Annotated in this window: 24 protein-coding genes and 1 pseudogene; 19 read left to right on the top strand and 6 right to left on the bottom strand. The window is 38.9% G+C overall.

The window, feature by feature from the left end; genetic code table 11:
• The first annotated feature begins 8 nt into the window (after window positions 1-8).
• From KJS65_RS21045 to KJS65_RS21030, 4 genes are all read left to right on the top strand, one after another.
• Window positions 9-1,100 (top strand): toll/interleukin-1 receptor domain-containing protein, encoded by a 1,092-nt coding sequence (locus KJS65_RS21045; protein ID WP_213651801.1) that lies wholly within the window; start codon window positions 9-11, stop codon window positions 1,098-1,100.
• 846 nt (window positions 1,101-1,946) lie between these two features.
• Window positions 1,947-2,759 (top strand): hypothetical protein, encoded by an 813-nt coding sequence (locus KJS65_RS21040; protein ID WP_213651800.1) that lies wholly within the window; start codon window positions 1,947-1,949, stop codon window positions 2,757-2,759.
• A 13-nt stretch (window positions 2,760-2,772) separates the two neighbouring features.
• Window positions 2,773-3,087 (top strand): hypothetical protein, encoded by a 315-nt coding sequence (locus KJS65_RS21035; RefSeq protein ID WP_213651799.1) that lies wholly within the window; start codon window positions 2,773-2,775, stop codon window positions 3,085-3,087.
• Window positions 3,088-3,410: 323 nt separating this feature from the next.
• A complete protein-coding gene (locus KJS65_RS21030) occupies window positions 3,411-4,574 on the top strand; it encodes an Abi family protein (protein ID WP_213651798.1) in 1,164 nt (387 codons plus the stop codon).
• A gap of 625 nt (window positions 4,575-5,199) precedes the next feature.
• On the opposite strand, the gene KJS65_RS30115 is transcribed toward KJS65_RS21030, so the two are convergent.
• The 3 genes from KJS65_RS30115 to KJS65_RS30300 are packed head-to-tail and all read right to left on the bottom strand — an operon-like array spanning window position 5,200 to window position 6,047.
• Window positions 5,200-5,628, bottom strand: a complete 429-nt coding sequence (locus tag KJS65_RS30115; RefSeq protein WP_280531346.1) for a recombinase family protein — start codon at window positions 5,626-5,628, stop codon at window positions 5,200-5,202.
• Window positions 5,615-5,902, bottom strand: a complete 288-nt coding sequence (locus KJS65_RS30110) for a recombinase family protein (protein ID WP_280531345.1) — start codon at window positions 5,900-5,902, stop codon at window positions 5,615-5,617. The genes KJS65_RS30115 and KJS65_RS30110 overlap by 14 nt, the downstream gene beginning before the upstream one ends.
• The gene (locus KJS65_RS30300) at window positions 5,883-6,047 is read right to left on the bottom strand and encodes a recombinase family protein (RefSeq protein ID WP_213651797.1); all 165 of its coding nucleotides are present in this window, start codon (window positions 6,045-6,047) and stop codon (window positions 5,883-5,885) included. The genes KJS65_RS30110 and KJS65_RS30300 overlap by 20 nt, the downstream gene beginning before the upstream one ends.
• Here KJS65_RS30300 and KJS65_RS30295 point away from each other — a divergent pair.
• From KJS65_RS30295 to KJS65_RS20970, 10 genes and pseudogenes are all read left to right on the top strand, one after another.
• The gene (locus tag KJS65_RS30295) at window positions 6,004-6,336 is read left to right on the top strand and encodes a recombinase family protein (RefSeq protein ID WP_213651796.1); all 333 of its coding nucleotides are present in this window, start codon (window positions 6,004-6,006) and stop codon (window positions 6,334-6,336) included. The two genes, KJS65_RS30300 and KJS65_RS30295, sit on opposite strands and share 44 nt — an antisense overlap.
• 52 nt (window positions 6,337-6,388) lie before the next feature.
• Window positions 6,389-6,943, top strand: coding sequence for a hypothetical protein (locus KJS65_RS21010; protein WP_213651795.1), 555 nt, complete (start codon window positions 6,389-6,391; stop codon window positions 6,941-6,943).
• A 177-nt stretch (window positions 6,944-7,120) separates the two neighbouring features.
• Complete coding sequence (locus KJS65_RS21005) at window positions 7,121-8,110, top strand: phosphotransferase (protein ID WP_213651794.1); 990 nt, start codon at window positions 7,121-7,123, stop codon at window positions 8,108-8,110.
• A gap of 177 nt (window positions 8,111-8,287) precedes the next feature.
• Window positions 8,288-8,383 carry a helix-turn-helix domain-containing protein gene (locus tag KJS65_RS29950; RefSeq protein ID WP_244864679.1) on the top strand — a complete coding sequence of 32 codons (96 nt, stop codon included), beginning with the start codon at window positions 8,288-8,290 and terminating at the stop codon, window positions 8,381-8,383.
• Between the two features lie 262 nt (window positions 8,384-8,645).
• Window positions 8,646-9,221, top strand: a complete 576-nt coding sequence (locus KJS65_RS20995; protein WP_213651793.1) for a hypothetical protein — start codon at window positions 8,646-8,648, stop codon at window positions 9,219-9,221.
• A 20-nt stretch (window positions 9,222-9,241) separates the two neighbouring features.
• Window positions 9,242-9,484 carry a hypothetical protein gene (locus tag KJS65_RS20990; protein ID WP_213651792.1) on the top strand — a complete coding sequence of 81 codons (243 nt, stop codon included), beginning with the start codon at window positions 9,242-9,244 and terminating at the stop codon, window positions 9,482-9,484.
• A 108-nt stretch (window positions 9,485-9,592) separates the two neighbouring features.
• The gene (locus KJS65_RS20985) at window positions 9,593-10,063 is read left to right on the top strand and encodes a hypothetical protein (RefSeq protein WP_213651791.1); all 471 of its coding nucleotides are present in this window, start codon (window positions 9,593-9,595) and stop codon (window positions 10,061-10,063) included.
• Window positions 10,064-10,074: 11 nt separating this feature from the next.
• On the top strand, window positions 10,075-10,521 hold the full coding sequence (locus KJS65_RS20980; protein ID WP_213651790.1) for a DUF2015 domain-containing protein: 447 nt from the start codon (window positions 10,075-10,077) through the stop codon (window positions 10,519-10,521).
• A gap of 440 nt (window positions 10,522-10,961) precedes the next feature.
• The gene (locus tag KJS65_RS20975; protein WP_213651789.1) at window positions 10,962-11,414 is read left to right on the top strand and encodes a DinB family protein; all 453 of its coding nucleotides are present in this window, start codon (window positions 10,962-10,964) and stop codon (window positions 11,412-11,414) included.
• A gap of 261 nt (window positions 11,415-11,675) precedes the next feature.
• Window positions 11,676-11,804, top strand: a pseudogene (locus KJS65_RS20970) (P-loop nucleotide/nucleoside kinase family protein); the annotation flags it as partial.
• 16 nt (window positions 11,805-11,820) lie between these two features.
• On the opposite strand, the gene KJS65_RS20965 reads toward KJS65_RS20970, so the two are convergent.
• Window positions 11,821-13,161: a hypothetical protein gene (locus KJS65_RS20965; protein WP_213651787.1), complete on the bottom strand. Its 1,341-nt coding sequence runs from the start codon at window positions 13,159-13,161 to the stop codon at window positions 11,821-11,823.
• A gap of 1,226 nt (window positions 13,162-14,387) precedes the next feature.
• Here KJS65_RS20965 and KJS65_RS20960 point away from each other — a divergent pair.
• Together KJS65_RS20960 and pyrH are read left to right on the top strand one after the other, a co-directional pair.
• Complete coding sequence (locus tag KJS65_RS20960; RefSeq protein WP_213651786.1) at window positions 14,388-16,127, top strand: ABC-F family ATP-binding cassette domain-containing protein; 1,740 nt, start codon at window positions 14,388-14,390, stop codon at window positions 16,125-16,127.
• Between the two features lie 456 nt (window positions 16,128-16,583).
• On the top strand, window positions 16,584-17,321 hold the full coding sequence (gene pyrH / locus KJS65_RS20955) for a UMP kinase (protein WP_213651785.1): 738 nt from the start codon (window positions 16,584-16,586) through the stop codon (window positions 17,319-17,321).
• Between the two features lie 269 nt (window positions 17,322-17,590).
• On the opposite strand, the gene KJS65_RS20950 is transcribed toward pyrH, so the two are convergent.
• Window positions 17,591-18,070: a hypothetical protein gene (locus KJS65_RS20950; protein WP_213651784.1), complete on the bottom strand. Its 480-nt coding sequence runs from the start codon at window positions 18,068-18,070 to the stop codon at window positions 17,591-17,593.
• Between the two features lie 193 nt (window positions 18,071-18,263).
• Window positions 18,264-18,719: a DoxX family protein gene (locus KJS65_RS20945; protein WP_213651783.1), complete on the bottom strand. Its 456-nt coding sequence runs from the start codon at window positions 18,717-18,719 to the stop codon at window positions 18,264-18,266.
• A 798-nt stretch (window positions 18,720-19,517) separates the two neighbouring features.
• Between KJS65_RS20945 and KJS65_RS20940 the strand changes: the two genes are divergently transcribed.
• From KJS65_RS20940 to KJS65_RS20930, 3 genes are all read left to right on the top strand, one after another.
• The gene (locus KJS65_RS20940; protein WP_213651782.1) at window positions 19,518-20,027 is read left to right on the top strand and encodes a DinB family protein; all 510 of its coding nucleotides are present in this window, start codon (window positions 19,518-19,520) and stop codon (window positions 20,025-20,027) included.
• Between the two features lie 509 nt (window positions 20,028-20,536).
• Entirely contained in the window at window positions 20,537-21,982 is a 1,446-nt protein-coding gene (locus KJS65_RS20935; protein WP_213651781.1) for a serine hydrolase domain-containing protein, read from the top strand.
• A gap of 438 nt (window positions 21,983-22,420) precedes the next feature.
• Window positions 22,421-22,894: a hypothetical protein gene (locus KJS65_RS20930; RefSeq protein ID WP_213651780.1), complete on the top strand. Its 474-nt coding sequence runs from the start codon at window positions 22,421-22,423 to the stop codon at window positions 22,892-22,894.
• Window positions 22,895-22,969 lie beyond the last annotated feature (75 nt).

The raw sequence follows: 22,969 nt of genomic DNA, 5'->3' as shown, positions 1-22,969 counted from the left end.
GGTTTAGTATGGCTGAAAACAACCCGAAGGTATTTATTAGTTACTGCCAAGAGAGCATCGATTTTTCAGATAAGGTTCTGAAATTATCTAATAAGTTACGCAGTGAAGGTATAGATACAGTATTGGACCAGTATGAAGAGTCACCTAGCGAGGGATGGCCGAGATGGATGGAAAATTCAATTAGTGAGTCAGACTACGTCCTTATAATCTGCACCCAAGAGTATTTGAACAGATTAATGGGCAAGGCTGATAGAGGAGTGGGTAGAGGAGTAAAGTGGGAAAGCAATATTATTTATCAGCATCTTTATAATGATGATACTATTAACGAAAGATTTATCCCTATTGTATTCAACGGATCGGATACTGCATTCATTCCAATGCCTCTTCAAGGAACTACATATTACGAAGTATCAAGATCGGACAAATACGACAGCCTGTATTGGCGCTTACGCGGAATAAATAAAAGAGAGAAGCCTAAGTTAGGTAAATTAAGGCCATTACCAGTAAAAGAAAGAAAATCTCTATTTATTACCTCGCCAATTGATTTAGAATCTTGGGATAAGGCAATTTGGAGAGGAGCTGCCTTTCTTTTGGATGTAGGGGATGAGGAACCTCCGTGCTTACTACTTCCATATGCGAAAGGATTTTATGCTAAAAAAATATTTAAAAACTGGATTTTAATGCATGGTAAAGAAGACAAAAATGATGAGATAAGAATATCGATTGTCGAGGGTGATATTCCGGGTGAAGAATCCGGTTATACAATACACATTAGTTCCAATATTGACCGAGTAGCAAAGAGAATGGAAGAACAGGGGCTTGAATTAAATGAGAGCCTAATAATGTCAATATCTAGATTGCAGCGTGCTAATCCTACAGATGGTTTCAAAATGTTTAATATGTTTAAAGCAAGGTATAAAAAGCACCAAAAGTATGTTCTGATGCCTGCTGTACTTGACGAAAAGAACCGGAGAATTAAACCACTTACTGAGTACGGAATATTGAAGCATGAATTACTTTTTAGACATGCTTGTGACATTGGTGAGCATGATCTCGATGCGATAGTTATTCAAAGGAATAAGCCCTGGAAACAGCTATAATAATTTTAGATTCCCTTTTACTTAAACTAATATGAACTACCCAAGAAGAAATGCTGTTTACTTATTTCATGCAAAATCCACATTCTTTGTAAGGCAAATTCTTAGCCTTCATTTCAACCACCAGTTCGTAATAATCAGTGGAGCACAGTTTTGGGTGTTTAGGCGTAATGGGGCGGCTTCGGTTACGACTCGGTGGGGTTTCCAATGTTCGACATGTACGTGCCGAATGAATGATATTCTTAGTTGTTGTCGACTTTGGATTCCTATTGTTAATATTGAGAACAAATCCTTCTGGGTTACGGTTCCTCCACTCCATATATTGGTGTTTGTCTTCCTCTATTGTAAACCTCTCTATGGACATTGTGGTTACTCCTCTAATGGATGGTTTTCTAAACACACCACTCACCATTTTCGATATGAATAACGCTTTCTCCTGCAACAACGACATTGGCATTCTTTAAGAAATTCAACAGAAACGAATGTTATCCATGCGTTTAAACATCGAAACTTGGGAGTTTTGATGATTTTTATTCCCACCTGAGAAAGTATCTTGAGTTTTTGCAGATCATAAATAGCCGATTGCCGGGGCCATAAAAACCCCGAATTATGTAGGGCCAGAGACTAGCGAAGTTAACTATGTGATAAGTTGATTGGGCTACAATACTCTCGCGGCCCTTCGTTATTTCCAATTGGAGGAATTTATCATTATTTGTCGAAAAGTTCCTATAGAAACAAACAATTAAGATACAAATTCTTGTTGGAATGGGCAACAACTGCGAAGTGGATTCTGATCTTTAGCATCCTATAGCCCAACACAGAAAATAAAAATGAAAGTGGAGGCACATTATGGATTTAAGCACGTGGCTAAGTATTATCGGAATTATTATTACTTGTGTCGGATTGTTTGTGACTGTTAATAAGACAAAAACAATACACAAAAATAGTCACAACAGCAATATCACCAACAGCTTTAATACAACAAAAAATATTGATAAACGTAAAACCACATACGAGCATCACGAACACCACGAGCATCATCATCACACTACGAAGCACCCTACGTCCGTTACTTCGGCCGCAAATAGCGAGAATGATGAAATGGGGAAGGCTATAGCATTAGGCTTCGGTGCGCTCGCTGTGTTTGGGGTAGCGATATTTTTTTACATCAAATATAAATCGATGATTATTGAGATTTCCACTGGAGTAATGATTGTGGGCTTACTAACTGCGTGTCTTGTTGCTTATTTCAAGGAATCGATCTCCAATGGATATAAATATTATTTGCTGATTTTTTGGCTGTTTGTCTTTGGGATGGTTATTTTAATCAACCATCCGATTTATTCACCTGATAAATTGGATATTGCAGTAAACAAATTTACAAGTATTGAAGTTAAGGATGCTCCCAAGACATTATGGCAATTACATAAGGACAATCGATCAGCGGCACTCTTTTTAACATTTCAAATCGTCGGGCTGGTCATGATGATATGCTACCAGTTGTTTTACTTCTTTCTAATCTTTAAGATCATTGCAAACAAAAGAATTCAGTCAATAAACTCATTGATTAAAACAGACGTAGTCTTTGTACTAATCATCATGCTTTTTATAAGTGGTGAGCTAAATCGGTTAATTCAACTGCTACCTGCTGCGACAAATTGAAGGGGGAGTTCCGATGGCTCAACGAGATTCGAAACCAAAGATAAATAAAATCGAGGATACATACGTCATATCCCCTTCCCAATACGAAGAAGGCCGAACGGAGCTTGCGGATGATCAACGTGTAAAGGTTGATCAATTGTCCAAATTAATTACTGGTTACTACGATAATTTTTTTACCCTGGCCGATTCCTATACACCAAGAAGTTATTTAGACATCATTCATTCTCAACTTAATCTCAGGGTAAAAGACAATATGATGGAACCACATAAACGACTGGAAGCGCTCAGAATACTGGAAGAGTTGAGACAAGAGTTAGGTATTAAATAGCTGTTCAAAGACAAGAACATCCTTAATGACCAAGTTCGTTCGAGCCACCGATTTTCTTCGGTGGCTTTCGTGCATCACTATAGGTTTGATAGTGCCCCTTTGGAAGGTTGGGCAATACGCACCGCGGCAGCTCTTTTCGCAATTTTCGCCGATGCCCCCGTTAAGCTGAACAGTACCACAAGTAGGGCGAAATTTTTGTAATAGCAATAAAGCCTGTTTGTTAAGCAGGCTTTGCAACAAAGAACTAGTTAAACCATCGATAGCATTATGTGATACATGTTATAATTACTATAATGTTATCCAATGGGTAGGTGAACATATTATTGAAAAGAGCATCCAAAGAGGATTTATTAAAATTCAAACAATCTTTAAGCACACATAATGGAATAGAGAATAAAAATGAGGTTGCAGCTACAATAGAAGAGCCTCCGATTATTAGCAAGGCACCTGTTATTAATTTGTTGGAAAAGGCAAAATTAAAAGAAAAGCTATCAGTAGATGAGCAAATTGAGTACTTAAAATTTAAAGGTATTACTTTCAATCACTATAATGAATCTTTAGCTAAAGAAATACTAACGGAGCGAACTTACTATTATAAAGTTACTGCTTTCAGAAAAAATTTTAGTAAAGATAATGATAACAAATATACAAATGTTGATTTTTCAGTTTTGAATGACTTAGCTACAATTGACATGCACTTTAGGTATTTATTCTTAAAGTTGTCTTTAGATATTGAACATAATATAAAGTCATTAATTATTCGCTTAATAACTGACAGCGACGAAGATGGTTTTAAAATCATTGATGAGTATAAAGCATATGAGTTAGAAAGTTATAGAGAAAAACTTATCAAAAGAGATCTATCACTAGAAGAAATTGAAAATAAAATCAAAAAGTATGAAACTCTGGATAAAAAGTTATTGGAGGCATATAAGTCCCAAAGAGATTATAGCTACGATTTAATTGTCAAAAGAAAAAATAAGCCGTCTATTTGGGTGTTAATCGAATTAATGTCTTTTGGTCAATTATGCTTCTTTATTAAATTTTATGTTCATAAAAAGAAATATAAGTATAAAGAATTAAGACTGGCGAATAGCCTATTATTTGATTCAAAAAATATAAGAGATTCTTCTGCTCATAGTAGGCCTATTATTTTTAATATTGTAGGACCTAATCAATTTTTAATAGCAGATGAAAAGCGTATTAAATTGCAAGTTCGAAATTACTTAACTCAAAACTCTAAGTTGAGTAATTCAATCACTAATATCCGTCTTAGAAACCTTAAAGTACATGATATTAGTGCGTTAATATACTTGCATGATTATTATGTTAAAGGTAAGATTTCAAGAATTCAACGTAAGAAAGAATTAGTGGATCTTATTAAAAGATGTAGATTGAAGAAAAATTACTATGAAGAACATCAGGAGTTTGGAGAAATACTAAATATCCTATTCAAATTGGTTAGAAATTATAAAGTGAATACTTAAGATGTTTTTATTGACTTAATTAGTTTGTAGTGATAAGATCCTATTTAGATGAAAGACCCTTCCGAAAGGTCGTCTGGAAAATAGGGTAACAGCTATTTCTAGATTAGAGGAATAAAATCCTTTAAACAATTATTACTCGTGTAATTGTTTAAAGGATTTTTTAGTATTCGATTTAGCATGGAGATATTGAAGCCTATTCAAGATAATTAGATCTTGGATAGGCTTCTTTGTGCTGCTAGAAAATAACATAACTCTATATTGCTTGCTTAAGTTAGAGTATCGTTTCGGCGCTCTTTAAATTTCGCTCTATAGATGTTACGGTGAACCGTATCATAAGTGACGGCGAAAAATTTTGTTGTGGGGAACTTGTGAGAATGTTGTCGTACCTGTGGGATAGTGTGATTTCGAGCCTCTAAGACCTTGGGTTCTAGTGGTTTTTCGTAGGAGTAAAAAAGACAATTTTGTCCACCATTTTCCATAATGTGATATGATAATTTGAGCGAGTGGTACTCCGGGATTCATGAATATTACTGATCGACCCAGTCGCTGACGCTCCTTTAAGCCTCTCGGGTCCGTAAAAAGGATCGCTAAGGTGAGCAGTAGTTATGAGAGTGTTTTCATGATGTCAGATGGCGATTTCGATTTTCTCCCACTTCCTTTCTTGTTTTCGCTGGAATGAATCTCCCGCCGCTACTGCGACGGGAGCCGAGAAGTAGGAATCCACGTTTTCATCGAAGCTCAGTTCAATAGTCTCGATCTTCTTGCTTGTATTCATCGTAATTCGCTTGATGAACAAGTGTAGTAACGTTTTTCGCTGTTCGAACGGTGATGTGGCGATAACCAGCGGCAGTTTACCGTTATGTTCCCCCTTCTTTGCTCTTTGTTTCATTCCCATTTTTACGTTATCGACAATCGTGTTTCGTTCAAGACCGACCGCGCCCATCATTTGAAGGGCGAACTTACCCATAGATGTGCTTGTGTCGAAGTTTTCTGAGAAGGAACGGAAGGTAATGTTGTACGTTACTAATCGTTCTACGATGTTAAGTAAAATCAATGTTTTTTCGAGCCATGCGGTTAAACTTCCAGACGATAACCTCGTCGAATTTCCTTTCTTCCGCCTCCTTCAGAAGCTGTTGCAGTTCGTATCTGCCGACGATGCTTTTGCCGCTTATCCCCGCATCCACGTACTCTTTATAGACCTCTTTCTTATATAATCCGCAGTATTTACGCAAGGTGTCGAGTTGGGCATCGATGCTATAGCCTTGCTCGGCTTGGTCTTCGGTGCTCACACGCGCGTAAATGGCCACTTTAACGGGCTTGTTGGTCATGATAATTTTCCTTCCCACTTTCAAGCTCTAATTCGGTTACTGCTGCCTTAAATTGAAGGGCGAATTTGCCGATAGGTGTACTATTCTCGAAGTTCTCAGTGATGGATCGAAAGCCAATTTCAAGTTCATCAAGCGTTCGTGGCATCCTAGCCAACGTTAATTACATCGGAAAGATTCGGTTCATTGCACACGAGAAGTTTAACGGAGTGTCCAGTGACCATTCAAAACAGGTTGTGCAAGGCTCGCACGAGCCAATTATCAGCATGGAGCTATGGAACGAAGTACAAGAGCTTATGAAGCATCGCTACACGATCACCAACAAAAGCCATTACTCGAAATTATTCATTGACCGGGCTGTTAAAATGCCCTTTATGCGGAAGTGGCATGGTTCCTTTCCAAGATATAGAAATGTATTATTAGGGAGGGGGTCATAATCCATAAGCTCGAAACAACGTCTTTGTAAGTTTTTAGGTGGGAGTTGGTTTTTTGTCGAAAAATTTAAAAAGAATTGCATTCTGTTCCATAGCAATTTTATTAATCGTTTTATATTTTTGGGGTATTGGACTAAAAGACAATGCCAAGGAAATTGAAAAAGCTGTATTATCTTTAAACCAGCCGATGACAAAAATTGTCCATATTGAAGCATTAGAGAATAAGAAAGCTATTGCGTTTTATGAATGGGGAACAGCACCCGAAGATTATTTTGGGATTGCGATATTAATGAAAGACCTTTTTGGTTGGCACTTTAAGAGTGGCTCAACTTCGGCATCCCCAAAGGAATATAAAATAGGGTGGTCTTTTAGTGATTTAAAAAGGGACTTTTCAAATTACACAGACATTCTCTATGGAAAAATATTAGACGCCGAAATCGTAGACGTTCTTATTAAGACTAATGATGGTAAGCAATATTCAGCAAAAATCATTGACGATAAAAACGGTGAAAGGTTTTGGTTCTTAATAACAGAAGGAGTAAAACTTACTGGTTCTACTATTACAGCCTGTTCTCAAAATGGAAAAACAATTGAACAGATAACAAGATAAATTTTAATCGTTAAGCTAACGGAGAACTATAGTCCAACACACCATGGAGCACTTTCAGTCGGTAGCTGCTCCATATTTCCATTAAGCTAACGGGCAGATTACTTCAATTGAGAAAAGGTAAAAAGTCTAAGCCGTCGAATAGAACTAGGTATCCTATATATGGAAGGGACGTTACGGTTGAGTTTTAAACTACATAAAGAAAAAGTTGTAGCTGAATGTTTAAATAGGTTAGGGGTCAACGAAGATGAAGTAACGATATCAAAAATGATAAACGGTGGAAGTGGTGCAATCGTTGCAGAACTACTTCTTCATGATAAAAAGATGATTTTGAAATATACAGCACTAGAAGCTGAAGAGCAATTGTATAGAAACGCCCAAAGGGAAAGAAGGTTTTACAAGTATGGGGCTTCACAGATTAATATACAAGCACCCAATGTTGTTGCCGAATTCGAGGACGATTCTTTTGGGATTGGTCTGCTCATGCGATCGTATCAACAAACACCGCATCCAAGCGAGTGGGGAAATGATTTAATAACCAATGCATTGACGCAAATATCAAGACTGCATTCTATGTTTTGGGGAAAAGAAAAAGAAATTCAACAAATAACAGGTGAGGAATCATATCACCATAAATTTGAATATCTAAAAGATGAAATTGCTAAATCACTAGAAGCATGGGAACATGTATACTCCGTAAAAAACCTCAACGAATATTCACCGATAAGCAAGGATAAAATTTTGCATCTCTTAAGAAACTTGGAACAACTCGAAAGCGTTCAATTTGATATCACTCGTACTTTAATACACGGCGACTTCCATATGGAAAACTGTTTAATGGATGAGAGTCAAGAGATAGTAGTAGCCGATTGGCAATCGCCTAAAGCAGGGGTAGGGGCTGAGGATGTAGGTAACTTCTTAGCGCGAGCGGAATTATACGGCAATCCACTTTCAACTAACACATACATTGCTTTGTACAAACAGTTGCTGGAGAATCAACTGAAGCCTTCTTTTCCTTTAGGCGAAATCGAACAGATATGTCATTCCAAGAGGTTACTTCTACATTTATTCTGGTCACCTAGATATGTTTTGTATTATCCTGATCATGTACTTAGCCGAGTTTTAGAGGCGATCAATGAATCGTCCAATAAGATAGGGATCAATGCATAATTTGGACGAGCACCCGCACGCAAAAGATGGTTTTTGAAAATCCATGTGCATGGCAGTTCGTCATTAAACTAACGAGAAACGATAGTTGAATAAAATACAACCAGGCCGCCGTTGATTTTGGCGGAGAATCGTTCATGGCTATATTAGCGTGGTTTCTGCTATCCAGGAATTAGTACCATGTGCGGCCTCACTCAACAACAACTCGCGGAACTGTCTAATTTGGATGACGCTTATATTGAAGCAATAGAGCGGGGAGAACGGAATTTTCCATAGATACGCTGGAGAAGATATACAGGGCGCTTCAAGTTCAGCCGACAGAATTATTATCAACCTCTAAAGCCATTGGCTTTAGGGGTTTTTATGTTCGGAAGCTTATTTATATTCTATTCACACTGGGATTACTAGAGGTTTAATTCGAAAGTGGATAGAGAAGAGGGACGGTCAATGCACAGAAAATAGGGTGAAAAAGGAAATGGAAACAGAATGTATTTTGGTGATATACTGTTCGAACGAAACAATAGGAGGAATAAATAGAATGAAAAGGTTTTTTTATCTAATTTTGGCGGTTATCTCGTGTGTAGTGCTGGCAACGGCATTAACAGGAGCAAGCTCCAAAGGGGAAAAGTTCAATTTAAAGCTTGATGCAAATGAACGAACTATTGAGGCGTTAAAAAATAATCCAGTGACGACTAATAACAATAGAAAATTCGAAGGTAAGGAAAGCGAATCCCAAATGCACCTAAACTTAACATTGGATAATAATGTTAATAGAGTCAATGATTTATTTTCGACTGTCCCAGTGGATGCTTCGGGTAATCTTATTCTTGACAAGGCTTATCCATTTAAAGGATCAGGAGAGATGAACTTGTTGAGCTTCAATGGAAGGGAAATATACTATGGAAGAATTGAAATTAACATGAATCATGCTAATGGTGAAGATAAAGGTATTATTTCAATTAGATATGAACCCTCATCGGGAAAAATAGATGCTACTCTTACAAGTGGGGATATAGAAGATATCGCTGTGATTCCTTTTGGCCAACCATTTTTAACTGATGCGGATTTAGATAATATCGACAGTATTCTTAGTACTGGAACTCTTAAGGACTAAACTCAAGGAGATTAAAAACTATGAAATTACCAAAAAGAACATTGTTATTTACTATTGCTGCTATTTCTATGGCCTTTTCTTCAATCAGTTCGGCATTTGCTGAGGAATATTATTATTATAAAGGAGCTGAAAAGAACCAGGCTGTTAAGAGCACTTCCCTAACTCCATGGACATCAAAGGATATTGGTGGTTCAAGTGTTGTAATTGCAGCTTCCACAGTTTATGATGGGCGTGCTGTGGGTAAAGAAAGGGTTAGAGCATGAACTCGAAATGCCTTTATTGCTAATTATTTCAATGCATATCAGTGCCAAACAAGATCAATAACGTTGTCAATGACTAGTCCAGATAATGTACAGAATCTTATTACCCTAATGGCTCCTAATAAGACTGCTCCTCTTGAGAGCTTCCCTGATATAGAATGGCTCTTGGATGGATTAATAGCAAAAGCCTATCATTTTTCTATAGCTTTGGTTAAAGGTCAAATGGGCGGAGTAGATCAAACCCTAACAAGTTACAACACCAAAGGGTATGTTAAGATTAAATCACCTTCTGACCCTGATTCAATAGAACTTCCGTCAAGTATTGGCTACAAGGAAGGTGATTCTTATGCTAATGGTGAATATGATTCACAATCGCAAACTAGAATAAAATCACCAAAGGCAAGCGGGCAAACAGCCTATTTTTCTTTTCAATATGGCTTAAAACCTCAGAATGTTGGAAATATAAGAACTTCCGCCGAGGCATCGTATACAGTTAGAATAAGCAGTGGTGGTATGTATCCAAATGTTATAGATATGGATACAGGAATGGCAATACTTGACCATACCATAACAGGCAGATAAGAGGAGAATTAATGAAAAAGATAATTCTTGCGCTAAGTATTGCAGTTTCTGTTATAGCAATTTTATATGGCATATTATCAACATATAACTACCGAAATACAATCGCTTTAAATCAGCAGATGAAGGGTTTTTTTTATGCCTCATATATGAAAAATATGAAGGAGTTTAAAGATGAGGTGGATAAAGGGATTAAAACTGGAGCCTTTGATGAAGAAAGTATTGTTGAGCTGAATTCAATTAGAACGGGAATTGATGATTATTTCGCCGCTTACCAAACGTCTGTATTCCCATTAAAAGAGGACAAATCGGAGGCTTTCCAAAAGGTAAGAGATGTTTACCTTCGTTTTAATAGTGAAGATCCTAGGGTAATTACGAGTAAGAATTTACCCGAATTAAAAAAATCCTACAATAAGATGTTCGACATTATTGACGAAGCTATCAACCAGAAGAAATATTAATATGGAAATAATCAAAAGACTAGACTCATAGAAATTGAGTTTAGTTTTTTGACATTATTTTAGCAAAAAAAACTCATGGAGGGGAATGCTTATGCTACTTAATTCCCAAATTTAACAACAGATTTAGCCCCTGATATATCAGTCGAAACAAGCAATGCATGCCCGATACTCCTTCTCATTGGCATGAACCGTTATAACAATTTGAATTCACTTTACGCCGATAGATGCGTTAGGTCAAAGAATGTGAGTAAATGCACCCTAGCCGCTAATTTAAGAGGCCAAAAGGTGACTGATACTTGCCTCGGCGCTTATTCGTCTAATTAAGCTAACGGGCAGGATAGTTTAATCCAAGGCACAAAATTCAGAACAAACGTTCTTTACATATGCGTTGTTAATGGATAAAATTAACTTATTTCCATATCAGAAATGGAGGTTACTAAATGAGTAATAAAGCAGCTTTAAGCTATGATCAGATAGCAGAAGAAATACTAAAGTATAAAGAATTCGATGAACAACGCCTTCTTGAGCCAATAAGTGAAGGTAAGAGGTCAGTCAAGGAAATCATAGGACATCTATATTATTGGGATAAGTTCATTTTAGGGAATCATGTCCCATATATGAATGAGGGTGCAAACTTGAACGCTTTCCCTAATCATGACTTACATAATAGAGAAGCCATCGAATACATAAGTGTTTTTACAACAACAGGTTCTTTAATAGATGAGTTTGTCCTGAATAGAAGACTACTAATTGAAGCGATATCTGGAATCGACAGTAATGCTAAGTTCACAATTGGTTCTGGAAAACGTCAATTTACAGTGGATAAATACTTGAAGATATTCATTGACCACGATATCCATCACCTTAAACAAATGAATGAACGACTAAGCTAACGGGACACGATAGCTGAATAACAAACCATTAAAGAGCAGGCTGTGGTAGCTGCTCTTTTTTATTAAACTAACGGGCAGGATAACCCGATGGTCGTATTTTCTGCGCCCATAATAAAGCTTTTCCGGCAGAGGAGCTCTTGGCGGAACATTTTAATCAAGTAAAACTTTAGGACACGAATATGATATATGTCCTAAAATTTGCTTGAACCGGTTAATCAATCAAATAATTTAATGTAGAATTTTTGCGATGGAGGCGTAGCCATGTTATTTTTACAAATGTCTGGATTTCCTGGGTCGGGAAAATCAACTCTTGCCAGGGAAATTGCGAAGTTCACTAAAGCAGTTATTATAGACCATGATATCGTGAAAACAGGATTATTAGAGGGACTGATAGACCCTCTCACTATTAATAGTCAGCTAGACCAAGATAGTGTATTGAAATAATGTTCTCATATCCTAACGAAGCCCGTAGATTTTTTTTATTATCTACTGAAAGTTTAGCGTACTCTACTTGTGCATCGTAGAAGCTTTGTAGACGTGTTTTACCACTCTCGATCGCCTCGTAGTACTTGTAGACGAAGAAGAACGGGTTATTTCTCTCCAGAAGTTCCTTATCCACAGCGATGTAGTCGTTCCAATCGTCTCCTGTCTCTCCTTCAGGTGTAGGGATCGGTAGCCACAAGTAGTTCGCAACGTCTCTGCTGTAAGTCGAAATAGTGAAAGCGATAGGATTGATCATTTTACCCTTCGCCATTCCATCGTGAATGATACTGTTTGCATTTAGTCCCTTGGCTGTACCCGACCCCCAGAAAAAGGCTGTGTAGTAGTTGGAGTTCAGGCTGGCTGCACTTTTGCGATCGAAGAAGTAATTCTTTCTATCCTTTTTCAGAGTGGCTCCTTCTGTGTCTCCATCGCTACCTACTACAAGATCCATTACCCCTGACTTGTTCTCTTTTGTCAGATTTACGGCGAGATCCTTATAATAAGTACGGAGATCAGCATTGCTGAAGTAACCGAATTCTTCTTTTTCTTCTTTCATTCGATTCATGAAGAATACGATGTCATCCTGGGCTACATCCAGTCCTTTTTGAAACTCGACAGGGGCTGAAAGGGCAACGGTTGGAACGGACTTGCCTTCGATCTGCTTACGGTATGCCTCATAGTTGCTGACATACTTGGAGATTTCCCCTTTAGTCAGCGGAAGTCGCGAGACGGGCCATTCCGGAAGGATGCTGACTGGCTGATTCTCCTGAATGATTCCGTAGACGGTAACGTCCGTCAGGTATTTGCTATCGCTCTTGAAGTTGGAGTAGAACAGGTCGGAAACGGACTTTTCGGTCTTTCCGCTCTTGTCGTACTCGATGCCGTTCCATTCAAAATTACCTTCCGTAGGCTTCATTTTATGGACGTAGGAGAAGGCAGGAACATCGTTCGCCAGACCAAAGATCTGGACCCCAGCGACTTTGCCGCCGATCTTCTTCTGCTGGGCTTTCAGGGCATCTAGTAGTTTGGGAGCTTCCTTGTAGTTTTTTGCGTCAAACAAAACGTTATTGGTATTCTTGAACTTAGCTACGTATTGCTTGATGGCCGCGAGGTCCTTAGTGTCGACCTTTGAGCTATTGTAGACGAAGTAATAGTTGCTTTTCTCTGTGGTAGCTGTTTCGCTGGCACTCGTAATGCTACCGAATGGGAGAAGGATTAATATTAGTATAAAAAGAATCATGGAATTACATCGGAATCTATTCACTTACAACATACCCCCTGAAGTTATCTTAATATAAGAATATTTTACCATTAATATCAATCGTAGAGAATAAGAAAATAGCGAAAAATGATGATATATGTCCCCACACTATTTAGCATATATTCTACATCGGCTGGGATTAACTTATCTTATCATCAATAGGAAATTCATTTCACATCTTGAACTTTCGTATTGAATTTATTGGCCTCATTTCGTCTAACTATTGGATGTGATCTGTTTGGTTCTCTTCATTATTTTTCGATTTGTTTCTTCCAATCGCTATCAATATAAAAATGATTACAGCCGCTCCGATAAGCCATCCGTAGTAATTGGCAATGAAGGAAAAGAGCCAATTTACAACAGCAGCGGCAGCTCCTTTCGCATTTTCGCCGATAGACCCGTTAAGCTGAACCATACCATAAGTAGGGTGAAATTTACTCTACCTGAAAAGAGTTTGAATCGCATTACATCGTTATTAGTTACTTTGAAAATTGGCCACTTACTATGTTAAGCAGGTATCTGCAAGTCGTTCGGTATACCGGCGTTGGAGGTGTTGCAGCTTCTGTTCACTCTTGTTTTCCAGTAGCGAAATTAGTACCGCCTTTTAGAGAGTGAGCGCTCCTCGGTGCCTGGCAAGGACGTCATCTACCGCTACCTTAATCATTCAGGATTTGAATGGCGTAAATTCCTTTATAGTTTAAGTTTCTTGGTTGTTTGGTGCTTCGAATCACTCATTTCTAGTTCTCGAATTCGCGTGTTTATCGTAGACGATTCTGTATTAATCAAAATTGAAGTAAGAAAGTCGAACTTTTGGCTTGCATTCATGACCATACGATAGGTCGATTCGTCCGCGGGGACAATATGCTCACACTGGGTTGGTGGATAGCTTCAGCTTTTCACCGATCTATTTTGTCATGCTCAGTTCCCTTAAGATTACCAACTGTTTTGTGAAATAAAAGATAACTGACTTTGATTCTGATTTGTCTTTGGACACCTCGTTGTATTTTGGAAGTATTTTCTTCAGGTGATGAAAAAGGTCGGTGAAGGCACGGCGATTTTATGAGGACAGTTAAGGAGGTAGCAAGGAACTTTGACCCCCAAGGGATGGGGTACAAATGGATTGAAGTTGGTTGAAAACAGTGTTACTCTAACAACGGTAAACTCAAACTCTATGCTCCACAATATTTTCAATAATAGTCACAAATTTAGTTATAAAGAAAGGTAATACTATGATAAAAGTTGAAAACTTATCCTTCTCATTTCCACAAAAAGAATTATATAAAAACATTTCATTTACGTTAGAAGAAGCACAGCATTGCGCTTTTATAGGAACAAGTGGCAGTGGTAAAAGTACACTGATCGATATACTGATGGATCCAGAAAGATATTTGTTCGAGGGCAAGTTAGAGATAGATCCAACCTGCACAATTGGGTATGTAAGTCAGTTCTCCCAACTAGACAGAACGAAAGAAACAACCGTTTTTGAATATATTGGAGAAGAATTTATTAAAATACAAAATGAAATACAATCTCTTTGTACTGAAATGGAAACATCATCGGATATTGAGCCGTTACTCGAAGAGTATCAATTAGCTTTAGACGCGTTTGATGCAATCGGCGGCGAGAATTTTGAAAGCAACATTAATAAAAAACTAAATCTAGCAAACCTCATGAAGCTAAAAGATGTAAGGGTATCCGAACTGAGTGGTGGAGAATTCAAACTTATTCAAGTGATGAAGGAGATGCTTAATAGTCCCGACTTAATGATTATGGACGAACCGGATGTATTTTTAGATTTCGAAAACCTAAATGCGCTTAAAAAACTTATTAATTCTCACAAAGGGATGCTGCTAGTTGTTACGCACAACCGATATCTATTGAATCATTGTTTCAACAAAATTATACACCTTGAAAACATGGAGATCCAAGAGTTTGATGGGCGATATATTGAGTATAATTTCTCATTACTTCAAACAAAAGTTGAGTTGCAAGAAATTGCAGTCGCTGAACAAGAAGAAATTGAGAGATACGATAACATCATTGATAATCTTAGAGCTATCGCAACGATTAATTCAGAAGCATCTAGAGGGAGAGCTTTAAAAGCTAGAGTTAGATTTCAAGAGAGATTGGAAGCGCGTAGAATTAAAGCACCATTTGTAGAAATTAAGCAGCCGAATATTAGTTTTGATATTGATCATGAGATTGAAGACACCAATGTTGTAAATGTCAGTAACTATAGTGTTGCCTTTGATGAGCTGCTGTTAGACAATGTTAGCTTTGAGATAAAATCTACGGATAAAGTAGCCATTATCGGTCCAAACGGTACCGGAAAAACGACTTTACTCCGAGATATCTTTAACAATCATCATGATTCCATTGAAATAAATGCGGATGCTAAAGTGGCTTATCTATCTCAGCTTCAAGGCGAAGTGTTAAAGGATTCTAATACAATACTAGAAGAATTCATTGATGCTGGGTTTAGCACTTATGATGAGGTTAGATCGTATATATCACACTATGGCTTTGAAGGAGAAATCGTTAATCAGAAGATAGCATCTTTATCTGGTGGAGAAAAAAATATACTTCAATTGGCTAAAGTTTCTGCCAGTAAAGCAAACGTATTGCTTCTTGACGAACCGACAAGCCATTTAGACACCTATACACAAATCGCGCTGGAAAAAGCCATTGATGATTATAAAGGTGCGATTCTCATGATATCTCATGATTTCTATTCTGTTGTAAATGGTATGGATTATGTATTAATCATTGACGATAAGACGATTAGAAAAATGACTATGCGAAAATTTAAACAGATGATTTATGCTAGTCATTTTGATAAAGACTATTTAGAGGCGGAACAAAACAAAAAAGCAGTTGAAATGAAAATAGAATTGGCTTTAAAAGATACTGATTTCGAACTTGCAAAAGTATTAGTTGATGAGCTAGAAGAGCTGATTAAGTTGCTTTAAAATTACGACCCTCTGATTGAAATGAAGACCCCACAGGAATTAGAAGAGAAGGCACCCGATCGGGTGCCTTCTCTTTCGCTCAATAGATGATACGCTGAACCGTACCATAAGTAAGCACAAAGTCGTCGTTAATTGAAGCGTCAAAGAACAATTCAATGTCCTTGACGCTTCTTTCGTCGGGGTTGTTTCCAACGTTAACAGTTAGCACATCCATCGACCGACTATGAATATAATTTAAAGCGATACGATAACAAGTAAAATATGTAGGTTACGGTAATTGCAATTTACCTTCACGTAATATAAAATTACTTGATGGAAAAAAACATGAAGGGGTGGGAGTATGAGGTGGAAACGGAAGACTTACATTCAGTCGAATTGCGTATTTCATATTTCCATTCCATTAGGACACTAAAGCATTTATTGCTTTAGTGTTTTTATTTTATGGGGGTGTAATAATTGTCAAGGTACAAAAGGGTTCTCGTTAAGCTAAGTGGTGGAGCAGTAGCAGGAAACTCTGAATTTGGTTTTGAGCCAGAAAGGTTAGACCATATTGCGGATGAAATTATGTCAGTAGTAAACTTAGGCGTTGAAGTATCGTTAGTTATAGGTGGGGGTAACATTTTCAGAGGTAATATGGCGGAAAGCTGGGGGATAGAAAGGGCAGAAGCTGATAACATAGGGACGCTTGCGACTGTAGTAAATAGTTTAATGCTTCGTGGAGTTCTTAAAGCCAAGACCAAAAAGGAAGTACGAGTAATGACGGCAATACCCATTACTTCAGTTGCAGAACCATACATCCGTCTAAGAGCAATCCACCATCTAGAAAAAGGCTATATTGTAATTTTTGCAGGGGGGAACGGTCAACCTTACGTTACAACAGACTATCCTTCAGTACAAAGAGCCATCGAGGTTAATTGTGACGCTTTATTAGTTGCAAAGCAAGGTGTTGATGGTGTTCTTAATGCAGACCCTAAATTTGATAAAGATGCAAGGAAATTTCGTTCGCTTCATTACAACGACGTTTTAAAACACAACTTAAAGGTAATGGACCAATCAGCTTTCATTTTAGCAAGAGACTACAATCTGCCAATGCATGTGTTTAACTTCGATAAACCAGGCTCGATGAAAGAAATTTGTGAAGGTAAGAATAACGGTACGATAATTAGTGGCGGATCAGTTTTAGAGTTGGAATGAAATATGTTAGAAATACTGCTGATATGTATATCTTGTGGTCAAACTGTACTTTGTGCTTATATACATCACGGTGAGCCTTATCATAAGTAGAGCGAAAAATTAAGGGCGTCAAGAAGTTTTAGAGGCTACTAAGAGTGAGGTTGTATCTTTAAAGAAAGAGCCATCCCGCTAAGGATGGCAGTAAAATTTGCCTTACAGACAGCGCAGAGAACCGAACCAAAAGTAAGGGTGGACCCGTCTGCCAGGGAAGCTCCCTTTTATCCGAGAGATTAGCGCTCGACTTTTTCGGCACGAAGCCACATTTCGCCGTAGAATTCACCGTTTTCAGCTGCTTTGACGAATGTTGAGTTACCAGGACCAACGTATTTGTAGTCCGTGATTTCTTGCATCAAGCCGCCGAAAACTTTACCTGTGATTTCGTCAGCAAGGCGGTCTTTGTCAGTGCCCTTGCCCGGCACAACGATGTAGTCACCAGCGAGGAAATCGAGAACGACCGCACCTTCCTCATGGAACTCACCCATCACGCCGAATCCGCGCCAACTCTTACCGTCGATGATGTAGTTGATTTGATATTCTTGCCCGTCAGCGAGTGCGAGAAGTTCAGCGAGCTTGCCATTTTCAGTGATTTCCGCTTTTTTCGCTGCAGTTTTTGCTGCATTACCTGCCCAGTCGTTGTAGTCTTCAAGTAAAACACCGAAAGCAGTCATTTTGTAGTTTTCTGAGATGGTTTTGATTGAGTAGTTAGCCATTTTAATCTCTCCTTTGAGGATTTGTATCTTACAAGGTTGATTCTATTTGTTAAATGTATCAAAAAATGATACTCTTTATTGTCTTTTAAATCGCCAGACTTTTGGTCGGCCGTGCTCTTTGGATTTGGTGACTGTTGGTTGCTCGGTGTGATTAGACACTAAGTAATAAACGGTTGATTATTTCATCCCCTCCTTAAAGTTTGCGGCTCTTCGGACGTAGCGCCCACGAGACGAGAGCTAGGATTGCAAGACCAAGAGTGCTCCAAATATGGTACGCATAAGCCCCGTAGTCCCCCACGAATGCGTGTGATGCAGCTGCGCCCGTCATTCCAAAGAATATGCCTGCATACGCCCATTCCTTAAGCCGTGGAAAGCGCGGCACGAGGATGGCTATCGTCCCAAGTAATTTCCAAATTCCGATAATGGTCAGAAAGTACACCGGATACTCTACGATCTTCACTGTATCGAGCGTTCCCCATTGATGGGTTAGTTCCCCAATTCCACCGCTTCCCTCAACGAATGCAAGCAGCGCAGTTGTAATCCAATAGGCGACAACTTTTCCCTGGGGATAGGTTTTTAATTTTGAGTTTGTTACCGTATCAACTATCTTGCTCTTTTCTGAGATGGTTTTGATTGAGTAGTTAGACATTTTAATCTCTCCTTTGAGGATCTGTATCTTACAAGGTTGATTCTATTTGTTAAATGTATCAAAAAATGATACCTTTTCTTGAAAACTTTGCCAAATCTTTAGTACAAAAAGATCATGAAGAAAACTGAACGAGTGAACTTGACCATGCGCTACATCAATAACCGCGCGCATTTTACATTGCCGAGATTCAGCGGGAGTTCAAGATTTCCACGCGCGACGGTGATCCGCGACACTGATTCACAATCGAAAACTAGGGTGAAATCACCACAAGCAAGTGGAAAAACAGCATATTTTTCTTTTCAATATGGTTTAGATCCAAAAGAGGTTGGGAACATAAGAACTTCTGCTGAGGCATCGTATACAGTGAGAATAAGTAGTGGTGGTATGTATCCAACTGTTATAGATCGGTATTTCCACCCTGATATATAGTCGAATAAGCAAGGAAAGAAGCCCGATACCCCTTCTCAGTGTCATGAACAGTTATAACAATTTGAATTCATTTTTCGCCGATAAATGGATTAGGTCAAAGAATGTGAGTAAATGCACCCTAGCCGCTAATTTAAGAGGCCAAAAGGCGGCTGATATTCTGCGGCGCTTATTCGCTTTTTTAATCTAACGGGCAGTTTAGCGTGCCGCCGACCAACTAAGTGGTTGCTTACTCTCAATTGCTGGAAGGAAAGTTCTATTCTTTCGCGAATTCATTAGACATGCCGAAGTTACGTATTTTGCAAAAAAATCGCGGTAGAGCATTGGAAAGAGCATTTTAGTTTTCTATATCTTCATAGAAGGTGATTACGCATGAACCATAGACCGTCAGAAGAAGAATACGCCGGGGATGCCGGCGAGTATATCCGGTTGGTGCCGGAAGGCAACATCATCGACATTCTGCTCGCTCAGGAAAAGCAAATGACAGAGCTGCTGGCATCGTTGACCGAAAGCCAGAGCGCCTATCGGTATGCGGAAGGAAAATGGACTCTGAAAGAAGTCGTGGGCCACATCGCAGACAGTGAACGCGTCATGACCTACCGCCTGCTCCGATTTGCAAGAGGGGATCAGACGCCTCTGCCCGGTTTCGACCAGGAATTGTTCATTCCTCCTTTTGGAAGCTGGACAACCGCGCAATTGGCCGAAGATTACCGGGCCGTACGGCAATCGACGATCACACTGCTGCGCGGGTTACCGACGGAGGCGTGGTCCCGCAAGGGCACAGCCAACAACGTAAGCATTACGGCGCGCGCCCTCGCTTACGGCATCGCAGGACACGAGCTTCATCACATGGGGGTCATCCGAAATCGTTACTTGAGTTAGTCGTCCTTACTTTATGGCACCCTTCCCGCTCACGATATGAAGAGAGGACAAGGACGGGTTGAAAAAACAGCAGTGATTGGTTGCTGACAGGAGTTTTGTCTGAAAATGAATAGCAAATAATAATCACAAACAAGAAAAAGTCATTAAGCTAACGGGAAACGGTAGTTGAATAACATACAACCAGGCCGCCATTGATTTTGGCGGTCTTTAGTGTCCCATACAGGTGTTCGACTCCCCCTTGCCCCATTAGAAAGACCAGCTCCAGGAGCGGGTCTTTCGATATTCAAATAGCTAAGTTGTTGACTATGCCATTGACCTTTCCGCTAACCAATCAGAGGGGCCTTTTTTGCGAAACAAGAAATAATATACATGGGTCTGTGAAGTTTACAATAGTAATCTGATCATTGAACGTCTAGCATTAAGTATATTTGAAAGACGCATTTGGCGGATAAGGCGTACTACGGGTTGTTTATATTATCCTTGCATAATTTTTTTGAAATGGAGAGTTTATGAAAAAGTCTATTGTTTTTGTATTAACGATACTTATATTGTTCTCAGGATTCGCAAAACAAAGTTATGCGTTGTCAGATACGCAATCTGCGGCAATACAAGCGTTGCTGGATGATGCCCGTCGTATATCAGGTGTGCCGGGAATGTCAATCTCAATACTTGCTGATGATGAAGTGTTCTACTTTTCTTCCGGGTATGCAGACCGTGAGAATGGGTTGTCTGCAAGTGAAAATACACTATATGAGTTGGCCTCGGTCAGTAAAGCTTTTACCGGCATGGGTATTCTGCTGTTGGAAGAGCAAGGGCTGCTGTCAATGACTGACACTGTCCAAAAATATATACCTTGGTTTACGTTAAAGTATCAAGGGAAATCTGTTGATATGCAAAGCCTTACACTCAATAACTTTCTTCACCATACTAGCGGCCTAACAAATTTTAGGCATACTCAAAATATTCCACAAGGCAATACGCCAGATTTGCTGCAAAAGACTGTGGAAATGCTGGTAGATGCTGAGTTGGCGTTCCCTCCCGGTGAACAGTATAACTATGGAACCGTTAATTATGACGTATTGGGTTTAGTTATTGAGATGGTGTCAGGACAAAGCTATGAAGACTTTATGAGGGAACAGGTATTTCAGCCGTTAGGTCTTCACCAGACGTATGTTTATAAAGAAGATGCTCAAGCAACCGGACAGTTGGCACAGGGTTACCGTTCTTCCTTTTTTATGACAACTCCATATAACGCGCCGGATTTTTCCGGGAATAAACCCGCAGGCTACATCATTTCTTGTACAAAAGATATGGCGCGTTGGATGGGCATACAGATGGGTATTGTGCAGGACATACCCGAAATATTCCATACGGTTATCGAAAAATCACATCAGGGTGATATGTCTGTTCCGGCTGTCAACGAAATGTATTATGCGGCGGGCTGGTCGGTAAACGCCAACCAATCGATTATAGAGCACCCAGGGGGCAATCCCAATTTCGGAACCGAAGTGGCCATACTGCCAAATGAACGAACAGCCTTCTGCTTGCTGACCAACGGCGCAAATATCAATAGAAGCATGGTGCTAAAAGTTAAAGATATATTAGACGGCAATCTAACACAGTCATATGAAATAAGCGGCACACAGCTTTTGGACATCATTTTATCGTCTACCACAATTATTCTTTGCCTATTGGCCGTTCTGTTCTTTCTCTTAGGATTACGCAGAAGGAAAACGAATGAGCGGCAGCCAATGACAAAAAAGCGAATAATCGTAACAGCTATTTTGCTGATTGCTACGATTGCCCTGTGTATCATGTGCTGTGCATTAGATTGGTCAACGATACTGATTTGGCAAACATATAGTGTTCTTACAGCTTTGATTTCGTCGGCATTATTAACAGCAAGCATGACATGGTTTGTATACACTCACCGATATAACAGAGATACCACTTGAACTTTTCTTTTGTTGAATTACTTGCACAATCCTTGATGATTCTTAATCTACATACTGGCAGTAAAGCTCTACTATACATCGGATTTGTTGGGTTCGATCTTCAGGGGATGCAAACGATGCTGACAATTTTGTGCAGGAAAAAGCATGGCCTAATGCTTGCCGTTATAGACAGCGCGGTGAGCCGTACCATAAATGACGGCGAAAAATTATTTTGACATTATTTAGAAATCCGTTACGATCAACGTTAATGATCGGGCTCTTTTCAGTATAATTTAAGTCCAACGAAAGTTGAAAAAATAAGGACTTCTGCTGAGGCATCGTATACAGTAAGAATAAACAATGCTGATATCCCTACAGGTATGAATACAATTGTAATAGATATGGATACTGGAATGGCAGTATTGGACCATACCATAACAGGCAAATAAGAGGAGTATAATGAAAAAGATAATTCTCGCGTTAAGTATTGCGGTTTCTGTTTTAGCAATTATATACGCCATAGTATCAACGAGTAACTACCGAAATATAATTTCCTTAGATGAGCAGATGAAGGATCATTTTTATGCCACATATATTAAAAATTTGAGTGAGTTTAAAGATGAGGTAGATAAGTGTATTAAAGGCGGAGCCTTTGATGAAGAAAGTATCGTTGAATTGAATTCAATAAGAACGGAAATTGATGATTACTTCGCCGCTTACCAAACGTCCGTATTTCCGTTGAAAGAAAACAATTCTGAGGCTTTTCAAAAGGTAAGGGATGTATACCTTCGCTTTAATAATGAAAATCCCAGAATAATTACAAGTAAAAATTTGCCTGAACTAAGAAATTCTTACAAAAAATATGAGCTACCCACGACGGGCAGAAAAGCCGAATCAAAGAGGCTGCAGCGTGTTTCATGGAGGTACAGATAAAAGGAAAGGCCGGTTCAGTCCCTTGTCGTTTTGGAATATACAGCATGGACAGTGTCCAGAAAAGCGACCCAAGTC

It is taken from the genome of Paenibacillus sp. J23TS9, from assembly GCF_018403225.1.
Classification (GTDB): domain Bacteria; phylum Bacillota; class Bacilli; order Paenibacillales; family Paenibacillaceae; genus Paenibacillus_AQ.
The sequence above is the reverse complement of the archived record's forward strand: the minus strand, read 5'-3'. Positions and strand labels throughout refer to the sequence as shown.